At 34.5% G+C, this 12179-nt stretch carries 13 protein-coding genes; 7 read left to right on the forward strand and 6 right to left on the reverse strand.

Annotated elements, in window-relative coordinates:
• The first annotated feature begins 6 nt into the window (after positions 1-6).
• Positions 7-855 carry a hypothetical protein gene (locus tag C6368_RS00620; RefSeq protein WP_107037236.1) on the forward strand — a complete coding sequence of 283 codons (849 nt, stop codon included), beginning with the start codon at positions 7-9 and terminating at the stop codon, positions 853-855.
• A gap of 262 nt (positions 856-1117) precedes the next feature.
• On the opposite strand, the gene hemH is transcribed toward C6368_RS00620, so the two are convergent.
• Entirely contained in the window at positions 1118-2152 is a 1035-nt protein-coding gene (gene hemH, locus C6368_RS00625) for a ferrochelatase (protein ID WP_107037237.1), read from the reverse strand.
• Positions 2153-2319: 167 nt separating this feature from the next.
• Between hemH and C6368_RS00630 the strand changes: the two genes are divergently transcribed.
• The 5 genes from C6368_RS00630 (at position 2320) to C6368_RS00650 (ending at position 6122) form a co-directional block, all read left to right on the forward strand.
• Positions 2320-2754 (forward strand): RrF2 family transcriptional regulator, encoded by a 435-nt coding sequence (locus C6368_RS00630; RefSeq protein ID WP_107037238.1) that lies wholly within the window; start codon positions 2320-2322, stop codon positions 2752-2754.
• Positions 2755-3039: 285 nt separating this feature from the next.
• Positions 3040-3294: a DUF2061 domain-containing protein gene (locus tag C6368_RS00635; protein WP_107037239.1), complete on the forward strand. Its 255-nt coding sequence runs from the start codon at positions 3040-3042 to the stop codon at positions 3292-3294.
• 8 nt (positions 3295-3302) lie between these two features.
• The gene (locus C6368_RS00640; protein ID WP_107037240.1) at positions 3303-3911 is read left to right on the forward strand and encodes a phosphoadenosine phosphosulfate reductase domain-containing protein; all 609 of its coding nucleotides are present in this window, start codon (positions 3303-3305) and stop codon (positions 3909-3911) included.
• A gap of 11 nt (positions 3912-3922) precedes the next feature.
• The gene (gene cysD, locus C6368_RS00645) at positions 3923-4825 is read left to right on the forward strand and encodes a sulfate adenylyltransferase subunit CysD (protein WP_107037241.1); all 903 of its coding nucleotides are present in this window, start codon (positions 3923-3925) and stop codon (positions 4823-4825) included.
• Between the two features lie 34 nt (positions 4826-4859).
• Positions 4860-6122 (forward strand): sulfate adenylyltransferase subunit 1, encoded by a 1263-nt coding sequence (locus C6368_RS00650; protein WP_107037242.1) that lies wholly within the window; start codon positions 4860-4862, stop codon positions 6120-6122.
• Between the two features lie 32 nt (positions 6123-6154).
• Here C6368_RS00650 and C6368_RS00655 read toward each other — a convergent pair whose 3' ends face one another.
• The 3 genes from C6368_RS00655 to C6368_RS00665 form a co-directional block, all read right to left on the reverse strand.
• Positions 6155-6928 (reverse strand): hypothetical protein, encoded by a 774-nt coding sequence (locus C6368_RS00655; RefSeq protein ID WP_107037243.1) that lies wholly within the window; start codon positions 6926-6928, stop codon positions 6155-6157.
• A 215-nt stretch (positions 6929-7143) separates the two neighbouring features.
• Entirely contained in the window at positions 7144-8358 is a 1215-nt protein-coding gene (locus C6368_RS00660) for a serine hydrolase domain-containing protein (RefSeq protein WP_107037244.1), read from the reverse strand.
• Positions 8359-8556: 198 nt separating this feature from the next.
• A complete protein-coding gene (locus C6368_RS00665; protein WP_159038368.1) occupies positions 8557-9138 on the reverse strand; it encodes an AbiU2 domain-containing protein in 582 nt (193 codons plus the stop codon).
• Between the two features lie 285 nt (positions 9139-9423).
• Here C6368_RS00665 and C6368_RS00670 point away from each other — a divergent pair, with 285 nt between their 5' ends.
• Positions 9424-10083, forward strand: a complete 660-nt coding sequence (locus tag C6368_RS00670; RefSeq protein ID WP_107037246.1) for a 3-oxoacid CoA-transferase subunit B — start codon at positions 9424-9426, stop codon at positions 10081-10083.
• A 64-nt stretch (positions 10084-10147) separates the two neighbouring features.
• Here the strand turns inward: C6368_RS00670 and C6368_RS00675 are convergent, their stop codons facing one another.
• Positions 10148-10615, reverse strand: a complete 468-nt coding sequence (locus tag C6368_RS00675; RefSeq protein ID WP_159038338.1) for a gliding motility lipoprotein GldH — start codon at positions 10613-10615, stop codon at positions 10148-10150.
• Positions 10599-12179 (reverse strand): PSP1 domain-containing protein, encoded by a 1581-nt coding sequence (locus tag C6368_RS00680; protein ID WP_107037248.1) that lies wholly within the window; start codon positions 12177-12179, stop codon positions 10599-10601. The genes C6368_RS00675 and C6368_RS00680 overlap by 17 nt, the downstream gene beginning before the upstream one ends.

A 12179-nucleotide genomic window follows, 5' to 3' on the forward strand; every position in this document is an offset into this window, starting at 1 on the left:
AATAGGATGAAAGAAGCATTTATCAAATCATTTATATATATTTTTCTTGGTGTAATTCTAACTTTAGATTCTTTAACGATTGCTCAAAATACAAATCAAACAGATAAAGGTGGATTTTACCTTTATTGGGGTTACAACCGAAGTGCATATACCAATAGTGATTTAAGCTTTAGTGGACGTGGTTATGACTTTACGTTAAAAAACATGACTGCTTCAGACAATCCCGAAAAGTTGTCAAGCACCTATCTCAACATTCAGAAAATTACTATTCCTCAGTTTAATGTAAGAATGGGTTACTTTTTCAAAGATAACTGGGCGTTGACGGTTGGTTATGACCACATGAAATATCTGATGGACCATCCGCAAGAAGTCATCATAGATGGTTATGTTGAACCAGGACTTAGTAATTTGTGGAGTGGTCAATATGAAAATCAATTAACTCCTTTAACTTACGATCACATCCATTATGAAAATTCAGATGGATTAAATTATATACGTTTTGAACTGGCCCGCTACTTTGATTTATTATCGCTTGGACAAAATGATTGGTTTAGGGTTCGCGGACAAGCAGCTGTTTCTTCAGGAATAATTTTATCATTCAACGACTTTAATTTTGGAAATGTATTTACAAGAAGAACCATTTCTGTTTCTGGATATGGAATTTCACTTCACCCAGGATTAAGATTCGAGTTCTTTAATCATGTATTCTTACAAACCAATGGAGCAGCAGGTTTTATGCATCAAGTTAAAGTAAGAAATCGCCCGGATGTACAAATCGCAATTGCGAAACAAAAATTTGGTTATTTAGCTTCCGAAATCGTTTTGGGTTATACTTGGAGATTTGGTAAGGATTAGAGGTATGAGTGTTTGGATCTTTATTATTAAGAAAAGAAAAAGAGATTCCTCCATTTCTGAAAATCATAGATTTTAAGCAATGATCGGAATGACGATCGGTTGGTTATAAAGTCAAAAAAGGGGAGGAAAAGATGACGCAGGCCTTCAAGAAGCTCAGTCTTCACTAGCAACGCGGATAATAACTAATTTTTCTACTCATAAAAATACCATTCACCAAAAGGCAAATGGCATTTAAAATATGTTTGAAGATTTCTTATAAAGACTACATTCTATTTCTCACCAAATCTTCTAAACAATCAATAAACCTAGGATGATCATTTGTACTTGGTACCAATTGAACGATTTCACCTCCTAATTTTTGGAAATCTTCGTGATATTCAACTCCGATTTCAACAATAGTTTCTAAACAATCAGCAACAAAAGCAGGACTAAAGGCTAAAATTCTTTTCGCTCCTTCCTTTGCCCAATCTTCAACCACTTTATCTGAGAATGGAGTCAACCATTTCTTATTTAAGCGCGATTGAAAAGCGACAGTATAATCATCCTCTGTTAAACCTAACTTATCCGCTATTGCTCTAGTTGTCGCGTAACATTGTGCTTTATAGCAGAACCTGTTTTTATTATTCAATTCTGTTTCACAAGGTTGATCTTCACACAAACCATCGTCATAAACTTTATCTACGTGTTGATCTGGCAAACCGTGATAAGAGAACAAAATTCTATCATAACTTTTAATGTCAAACTCTTTTGTTCGCTCAACGACTGCATCAATATAATCCTTGTGATCATAGAAATCTACAACCGTTGAAATTTCAGGAATTACCCACCATTTTCTGATGATATTGATTGCTTTTTCTATTGCTGTTCCTCCTGAAGCACTTGCATACTGCGGAAATAATGGAAGAATAATAATTTTATCGTAATTCTGACGACGCATTTCTTCAAGCACGATATCCATTGAAGGATTACGGTATCGCATTGCTAAATGAACTGTAACGTCTTCATCCTTGAAACGCTCTTGTAGCAATTTCTTTTTGCTTTCTGAATAAGTTAACAATGGTGAAGTTCCACCACTCAAATCCCATAATTCTTGATAGATTTTGGTAGAATTCTTTACTCTAAATGGTATTATTATACCGTTCACCAAAAGATTTCTTTTAAACGCTGGATAATCTATTACCCTAGGATCATTTAAAAATTCTTTTAAATAAACCTTTACATCACTTAGCTTTGGGCTATCTGGTGTTCCAAGTTGGATCAATAAAACACCGGTTCTTTTCTTTCTAATTTCCTCCATCAAATAAAGAATTGTAATTATATAACTCTTAAACACGGTAAAGATAATAAGGTTTTAGAAGAACGCTATATTTGAAAAGTTTTCAATTTAAAAATGAATCAAAAATCATGTTTTAATCATTCAGGATATAAAAACTGAAATCAATATAACTTTATTAAATTCGCACTATGTTATCCAAGAAAACAAAATATGGAATTAAAGCTTTAACTTACATTTGTGGACATGAAAGTGATGGTCCCATTCCAATTTCTAAAATTTCTGAAGCGGAAAACATCTCTCATAAATTCCTTGAGACCATACTACTAACACTAAAAAAAGGTGGAATAGTTTCCTCTAAAAAAGGAAAAGGTGGTGGGTATTATTTACTCAAGGATCCCTATGAGATTTTAATGAGTGATATCATTCGACTGCTCAGCGGACCTATAGCTATGGTTCCCTGTGTGAGTTTGAATTTCTACGAAAAATGTGATGATTGTCCAGATGAAGAAACTTGTGGTATCAATAGGTTGATGCTAGAAGTGCGCGACAGTACACTTAAAGTTTTGAGAGAAAAAAGCTTAGCTCAACTCACAAAACAAAGCTCCAGGCAAAACATCACATAAAACAATAAGCACGGTGCCATCGACTGACTCAATCACCTAGGGTCTAAGCCGTTGACGAGCTCCATCCATGGCTACAACTGAAAGCTATAAATTTCTAATCTCCATTAACCTATTTCAAAACGGACAATTATCTTAAAAAACCAACTATATATCAACGTTTTAGAACGCCCGAAAATAATGACCTTTTAAAAAAAAATTCAAAAAACTGACTTTAGCCATTAATATCTAAAGTATTAAATATATATTTGTAATACCCCATTAAGTCGATAGGGTTTATATTTTAATATGATATTAGACCAATTATATATTCAAAGAAAATCGAGTTTAAAGACTCCACAGAAAAATGAAAAGCATTCTAGAAGTATTCTGAAAGCAATTTCTTGGCGTGCGTTAGGAACTTTAGACACAATCGCAATTTCTTGGTTTATTTCAGGCGAATTAAGCATAGCCTTCTCTATTGGTGCATTTGAATTATTGACAAAAACAATCCTATATTATTTACATGAACGCTTATGGAATGGAATAAACTGGGGTAAATAATTATAGTTATGGAGATAGAAAAAGTAAATAAGGAATTAAGAAACAAAAGTCCAAATGAAATCGTGCAATGGGCAATTGAACATTCAAAAAAACCCGTAATCACCACAAATTTCAGGCCTTACGAAAGTGCCATTCTTCACCTTACAACCGCTGTTGCGTCGAATTTACAAGTGATTTGGTGCGATACAGGCTACAATACTTCTGCAACATATCGACATGCAAAAGAACTTATTGAGAAATTGAACCTAAATATTGAAATCTATGTGCCACGTCAATCCGTTGCCTATAGAAATGTTGTTTTAGGAATTCCAGAAGTAGATACTCCAGAACATGATTTATTTAGTCATCAAGTGAAATTGGAACCATTTCAAAGAGCAATGAATACTCATTCTCCAGATTTTTGGTTCACTAATTTAAGAAAAGGTCAAACTGCGTTTCGTAACGGAATTGATATTGTTTCGCAGGGAAAAGATGGAATCATTAAAGTAAGTCCATTCTATAATTATTCTGATGAAGATCTTGATCTGTACTTGGAAAAACACAACTTACCCAACGAAAAAAACTATTACGATCCCACAAAAGTATTGGAAAACAGAGAATGTGGAATTCACAAATAAAATCCTGAATTATGAACGATAAAGTAATCAACAATCCATTAGAAGACGAAGCAATTTACATTTTCAGAGAGGTTGCAGCACAGTTTGAAAAGCCAGTGATTTTATTTTCTGGTGGAAAGGACTCAATCACCTTGGTTAGATTGGCCCAAAAAGCATTTTATCCAGCTAAGATTCCATTTCCACTTTTACATATTGACACCGGACATAATTTCCCTGAAACAATAGAATTTCGTGATCAACTGGTTAAAGAATTAGGACTTGAATTGCATGTTCATTACGTGCAAGACAATATTGACGCAGGAAATGTGCAAGAAGAAAGTGGTAAATACGCTAGCCGAAATATGTTGCAAACAGATTCATTGTTACAAGCCATAGAGAAACATGGTTTTGATGCTTGTATTGGCGGAGCTAGAAGAGATGAGGAAAAAGCACGTGCCAAGGAAAGAGTATTTTCTGTTCGTGATGACTTTGGGCAATGGGATGAGAAAAATCAACGCCCAGAGGTTTTCGATATGCTAAACGGAAGAATTGATTTCGGTCAGAATGTTCGTGTTTTCCCAATTTCCAATTGGACAGAATTAGATGTGTGGAGCTATATTCAGAAAGAAAACATGGAAATTCCTTCTATCTATTTTGCACACAAAAGAAATGTTTTCGAAAGAGATGGTTTGATTTGGTCGGCACATGACGAATATGTTTTCCGTGCTGAAGACGAAATCGTAACAGAGAAGATTGTCCGATTCAGAACTGTTGGAGATATGAGTTGTACCGCCGCTGTTGAATCTTATGCTTTTGATATAGATAAAGTTGTAGAAGAAATTGCGGCTTCAACTATATCGGAGCGAGGAGCTAGAATCGATGACAAGCGCTCAGAAGCAGCTATGGAAAAAAGAAAGCAACAAGGTTATTTTTAGACTCAATACAAAACATTAGATAAAAACATTCATCATGATAGAAAATAAAAATAAGGTCTTAAAATTAAGCACAGCAGGAAGTGTAGACGATGGGAAATCGACTCTAATTGGGAGAATATTATACGATACGAACTCTTTGACAGATGATAAACTAGAAGCAATTGAAAGAAATAGCAAGCAAAAAGGATTCGATTATTTAGACTTTTCTTTAGCCACTGACGGTTTGGTAGCGGAAAGAGAACAAGGAATTACAATTGATGTTGCACACATCTATTTTTCTACATCAAATCGCTCTTACATTATAGCGGACACACCTGGGCATGTGGAATACACAAGAAACATGGTGACAGGAACTTCAACATCTCAAGTTTCAATTATTCTAATTGATGCAAGAAAAGGAGTAATTGAACAAACGAAACGTCACTTTTTTATCAATAACTTGTTGCGCACGAAGGAAGTTGTTGTGGCTGTGAACAAAATGGACCTCATCGATTTTGATGAAGCTAAGTACAATGCAATCGTTAAAGATTTCCAGAAAATGATTGCGGCCTCTGACTATAAAAATCAGAATATTACATTTATTCCAGTCAGTGCTTTAAATGGAGATAACGTTGTAAATAAATCAGAGAATCTTGCTTGGTTCAAAGGTGAAACAATGATGGAGCATTTGGAAAACATCCGAATGGAAGATATTCAAGAAAAAGCCAAAGCTCGTTTTCAAGTGCAAACAGTAATTCGCCCAAAAACAGAAGAATTTCATGATTTCAGAGGATATGCTGGAAAATTAAAAGGTGGGGAATTAAAAGTTGGGGATGATGTTACCATTTTTCCATCAGGTCGAAAATCACAAATCAAATCGATTTCATTTTTCGACAAAGCGTATTTAGCAGCTAGCGCTGGATCTTCGATCTCCATCACTTTAATGGATGATGTGAATGTGTCAAGAGGAGATTTAATTGTGAAATCTGATGAATTGCCAAAAGAAACGAAGCAATTAAAAGCAACAATTTGCTGGATGGATAATCAACCTTTAGAAGTATCATCAACTTTCTTTTTACAACATGGGGCAAAATTGGTGAAGTCTAAAATCAAAGCAATTGATCATAAAATCAGCACAGACAACACTGGAGAAATTGAAAAAGTGAATCAACTCAACATGAATGATTTAGGAATGACAGAGATTCAGTTAGCACAGCCTTTACACTTTGACTCCTATTCTGACAACAAAGGAAATGGAGCTTTTATTTTGATTGATACGAAGAGCAATACGACTGCAGGGGTTGGGTTTATTGAATAATACAGAATATATATCGAAAATCTCAATCTATGCTAAAACGAATAATGAACTGAAACAGGAAAGGCCAATTCAAATTTCCTAATGGGAGAATTGGTTTCATATCGCCAAACACTAACCATTCCGGTAGACAGTTCAGCGGCCAAAGAAACTGAAAAACGTTCATTAAAATAATAGGATGCTCCTAATCTAAAATCGCCATAAAGGTTGGATATACTAAGCTTGTACTCTTCTTCGAACGCTTCATTTTTAGCAATGTTTTGACTCTGTAATAAATACCTCTTTTCACCTTTCTCTATTCTTTTATATCCATTTTGAAGTTGAATTGATGTACTCAAAAACGGTCTGATTTTCTGTTCTACCATGAAGAAATGTGTATATCTCAAACCTGCACTTATTTTGTAATTATAGGCTTTGAACTCAGAACTATTCAATTCCCATTCTTCTGGATCTCCACTCATTGGAAAGGGGTTATATGTGCTTCCATCCAGTATTGATTGACGAAAAGAAGATTCAAAACTAATTAAACTTTTATCCTCATATAAATAACCTACACCCAATGAAATGTAGTTTGAAGTTTCATAGTAATTAGAATATTCACCAAATGGGTCATAATAAATATCATCTTTATTCAATGGAAATCCATAGCCACTTCCGGTAATATTGATATTCAATTGACTCTTTACAGTTGAAACAAAACTAAAAAGGAAACTTATAAGTATAAAAATCAGTTGGAAAGAAAGCTTGTCGCTTTTCAACCAATTTATTTTTAAGGTATCAACTGTAGTTTTAAAATATTTACTTTCCATAATTAAATTGATTCGACATCTAGTTTTCAGGCTAAGTTCTATCCCAATTTTTAAAAAACAAGACAACCATTTTGGAACTTTTACGAAACTAACGAATTAATTTATATTTCCGAATAATCTCTTCGAACTATTTTCTTAAGTTCTAGATTGAAAAAAACTGCTAATCAGTATATAATTTACCAGATTTCTTTATCTAAAATGAATGTAATTGATACTTAATTCCTCATTTGAGCCAACTCCCTAAAAAACTCTAAATGAGTTTTTGTAGAAGCATAAGGATTACTACTATCATAATAATTCTTATTTGCAGAATTTTTGACAATAACGGTATTTGTTGTTGGGTTGATATAAATATACTGATTAAACACCCCAATCGCTATTATTTCTCCTTGGTCACCATCGGGAATCCACCATTGATATCCATATCCAAAAGCTGGACTAGATGATTTTTCACTATTGGCTTGCAAATGTTCTTCCATTGAATGCGTTGAAGCTTCAACCCAACTTTGTGGTATTATTTGTTTTCCGTTCCAATTCCCATTGTTGAGATAAAGTCGTCCTAATTTAGCATAATCCCTTAAAGTGGCATTTAATCCACCAAGCGCCATTTCCATTCCTTCACCATCAGCTATCCAATACGCATCGAACTCAGCACCAATTGGCTTCCAAATCTTCTCTTCTAAATATTCCGTTAAACTTTTTCCAGTCGCTTTCACGATGATCATCCCCAAAACATGAGTATTGATGCTTACATAATGGTTGTAGGTTCCTGGAGTTATTTCATTTTTTAAAGTTGCCGCAAATTCATCTTGAGATTTGCCATTTCCAAAACCATCCCAGTATCTGTTAATATCTGCATTCGGATCACTATATGTTTCGTCAAATCCAACGCCTGTTGACATCTGCAAAACATCTTTTATTTTCACACCATCATAACCAGAACCTTTCATTGCGGGTAAATACTCGTCTACAGTTTGCTCAACACTTTTAATATGTCCTTCTTCAATTGCAATTCCAAAAAGAGCAGAAACATAGGATTTCGACATCGACCAAGAGATATGCTTGACTTCTTCTGCTTGACTTCTCCAATAATTCTCGTATTGAATGGTGTCATTTTGAATTAGAACTAATCCTTGTGAATACGAAGAATCAATGAATTTATGGGTATTGAAATTAATGCTACTAGAACTAAAGCTATCTGGAAGCTGAATGTTCTTGATTTTAGGAAAAACAAATCCTTCTTTCGCTTTTTCAACTTTTTTTGAAGGAAAATATTCATTCATATTAATGAATGTGTACTCTATATTCTCCAGTTTCATAACCTCCTTGTAATCTTTAAGTTTCTCTATCTTGGTGCTACAGCTTATTCCAATTACAAGAATAACTGTGAGTAAGATAATGATGGGAAACTTCAGCTTTTTAAAATTCATCTTTGTAATTTGAGTTTAAACTTATTTATTTTCATTCTTGGATGCAAAGATATCTTTTCGAAATTGAATTTAGGAAACTTTCATCTACAAAGGCTTTGAGAGAAAAAATCTTTTTATTTCGTTTAACATCTGAAGACAGAAGCCTTCAAGCTTTAGTAATTGTATTAATATGAAAACACTAATTCAGTATCTCACAATTTAATCGCCTTGTAATCCTTTCGTTCTTTGTATTAAATTTGTAATGAAAGTAGTTTGAACTGGCCGTTCAATATATCTGATTTGATTTAGAGTAAATTCATCTAAAAACTTTAGTATCGACTCAGGAATCATTAATATAAACTCTACTTCTGTTTCATCCAAAACAACATTGTCATTAAAACTCTCATTATGAGCTAAGAATTTATCACGCCATATTTTTAAAGTATTTAGTGGGTTCCCTTCGGCTTTTTTTTGAGTTTGTATATATTCACTTATCTTATTTAAAAACAAATGTATTTTGGGTTCTTCACTTATGAAAATCACTTCCATTAAATCTTTATATTTCACTTGAAATTTAACCCAACTACGTATTGTATAACTACTATTTTTATAATCGATCTCAGATTTCTCTAATTGATACAATAACTCATCTATACATCTGGTCGGGTGTCGATTACTCCTGTTATCAAACAACTTAGCTAAGTATAGAACCATATAGTCTCTTGAGGAGTTTTTTAGATAAAAAAGGAGTTCTTGTTCTGACTTATCTACATTTTTCAGATTAGGCCATACCGCTTTAATTTTTTTAAAATTATGAAATTTGTTTTAGCTTTATGCGTGTCAGCTGCCAAGCCTTGCAAATGTTGGTCTTTAATTTTATTCACGATTATCCAGTTATATTTAGTCAAGTCTATTCCTAACCCAAATTTAACATTTCCAATTCACTTTCTTCAACTTCAAATGATAAAATTCATTACCTCGACCTAAAGGCATCATAAGTACGAGTTTTTATTAAAAACCGTCCCAAAACAAAAGAAATCACTTATATTTGATATTGTTAAAATAAGGATCAAAACAGAACAAAACATGGCATTAGATAAAATTGGAATTGCAAAGCGTATAGCACAAGAATTAGAAGATGGTTTTTATGTGAACTTAGGAATTGGTATCCCAACCCTAGTAGCCAACTATGTTCCAGAAGGAATTCAAGTAGAATTTCAATCAGAAAACGGAATTTTAGGAATGGGAAACTTTCCATTCGAAGGTGAAGAAGATGCTGATTTAATTAACGCAGGAAAACAAACAATTACTGCAAAACCTGGAGCTGTATTTTTCGATTCTTCTCTTTCTTTCGGAATGATCAGAGGAAATCATGTTCAGTTAACTGTTCTTGGAGCAATGGAAGTTGCTGCAAACGGTGACATTGCCAACTGGAAAATTCCAGGAAAAATGGTAAAAGGAATGGGTGGAGCAATGGATCTAGTAGGTTCAGCTGAAAACATTATCGTAGCAATGATGCACACGAACAAAAGAGGAGAGTCTAAATTATTAAAAGAATGCTCTCTTCCTTTAACAGGAGTTAATTGTGTAACAAAAATTGTAACGAACTTAGCATATATTGAAGTAAAAGAAGGTGCTTTTCACTTAATTGAACGTGCTCCAGGAGTTTCTGTTGAAGAAATTCAAGCAGCAACTGAAGGAAAGTTGGTAGTTCCGGATAATGTTCCAGAGATGAAATTAGGGTAAGATATCATATTGTATATTGGGGTGTTTTGCAGGGGCATCTTGAAAAACGCCCCTACAAAAACTCCTATTCTATTCTCAATCCAATATCCATCACATTCGAAATGGATTCATCTTGCGTTGCATTCATTATTTTAAAAACATACTCCCCCTTAATTGGGAAAGGTTTTGAATCAAAACGTAATCTACTTTCAACCAAAGCCCCTGAAGTTTTACCCAACCATGAACCATCTGGAGCAGCTAAAGGAATCTTTTGAGCTACTTTCGAAGTTGTTCCATCAGGAGCAGTAACCGAAATATAAACCCACAAGTTACTATACAAGTACTCCTTTGTTGTTCTTAAAGTCAATATAAAATCATGAACCATCAAAGAATCCTGAACATCTACCTTAAAAACAGCCGTGTCTTTTTTGTCCCATGAAACATCTTCAAAACTATAAGCTTGGTCAAAATAAGGATTCTCTCCACAACTTTGCAATGTTGTAAATAGACCTAGCATGGCAATAAAAGTAAAATGTTTAACTACTTTTTTCATTGTTTTTATTTCCATTATTGTTGGGCTTCTTTTCACCGTCTGATTTGCGAGGTGGACGCTTTTTCTTAGGTCTCGGTTTATTCTCACTCGTTTTTTTATCCGAAGAATTATTTCCTGGAGACTTAACATTTGGCTTCCCTTTCTCTACCTCCTGCGACTTATCCACTGGTCTACGTTTGACAGGTTTTTTTCCTGCTGGCCTTTTATCCATTGGTTTGCTATCCGCCGTTTTATTCTCGGTAGGATTTCCTTTTGCATTCTGGTTTCCTTTTGCGTTTGGATTTTTCCTTGCCGGCCTTTTTCCTTTCGGTTTTGGCTTATTGCTCCCCCCTTTCACATCATTAGACTTCTTATTGTCTATCGAGCGAGAAGCATTACCTTCTTTCCCTTTCGCAGCTGCATTAGTGTTTCCTGATGGTCTTTTCTTAGCAGGTTTGCGCTTTTTCTTCTTTGCAAACTTCTTATCAAATCGATTTAAGTCATCCTGCCCTACTACATTTGAATAATCTGGAGTTGTTGGTGCCTTTGTCTCAATTGTTGCTTGATCAAAATCTTTTAAATCTTCAGGCTTTTTCTTCTCCTTATTCATCGCAATAATTTCTTTTGCGCGTTCTGGTGAAAGCGCTACTAACGCTGGCCCTGACTTATCATCCGTTTGATGCAAATACCACATCAAACGTTTAAAAACATCTGTTTTGATGTGAATTCCCGATCCTTTTTTAGAATACAACTTGATTTCGGTAGAAGGAAAGCTTTTCAACTCGTCTATATACCCATCCAATTCGTAATTCAAACAACATTTCAACTTTCCACATTGTCCCGCAAGCTTCTGTGGATTCAATGAAAGCTGTTGATATCGTGCAGCACTTGTACTCACAGAACGGAAATCAGTTAACCAAGTAGAACAACATAATTCTCGACCACATGAACCAATACCACCCAAACGAGCAGATTCTTGTCTTGCACCAATTTGTCGCATTTCAATTCTCACACGGAAGTTTTCCGCCATGTCTTTAATCAATTGACGAAAATCAACACGGCCATTTGCCGTATAATAGAAAGTTGCCTTAGAACCATCTCCCTGATACTCAACATCAGAAATTTTCATATCCAATTTTAATTGAATAGCAATTTCGCGTGCCTTATGCATCACGCTTTCTTCGTTTTTACGCGCAGCAACCCATTTATCAATATCAGCTTGTGTGGCATGACGAACTATTTTTCGCGCCTCATGAGCTTTAAAGTTTGGTGCTTTTTTTTGAAGCTGTATTCTGGAAAGTTCTCCTACAACTGAAATAACCCCAACATCATAGCCAGGGCTTGCTTCTACGACGACAACGTCGCCAACATTCAATTCAAATCCTTTTAAATTTCTAAAAAAAGATTTTCGACTGTTCTTAAATCGTATCTCAACTATATCAAATTGACTCTTCCCGCTTGGTAATTGCATATTTGCTAACCAATCGAAAACGCCAAGTTTATTGCATCCTCCAGAACTACAGGTTCCGTTACTTTTGCATCCACGAGGAATTCCTCCTCCAGATCCACAACTTGAACATCCCAT

This window comes from Brumimicrobium mesophilum (genome assembly GCF_003025005.1).
Classification (GTDB): Bacteria; Bacteroidota; Bacteroidia; order Flavobacteriales_D; family Crocinitomicaceae; genus Brumimicrobium; species Brumimicrobium mesophilum.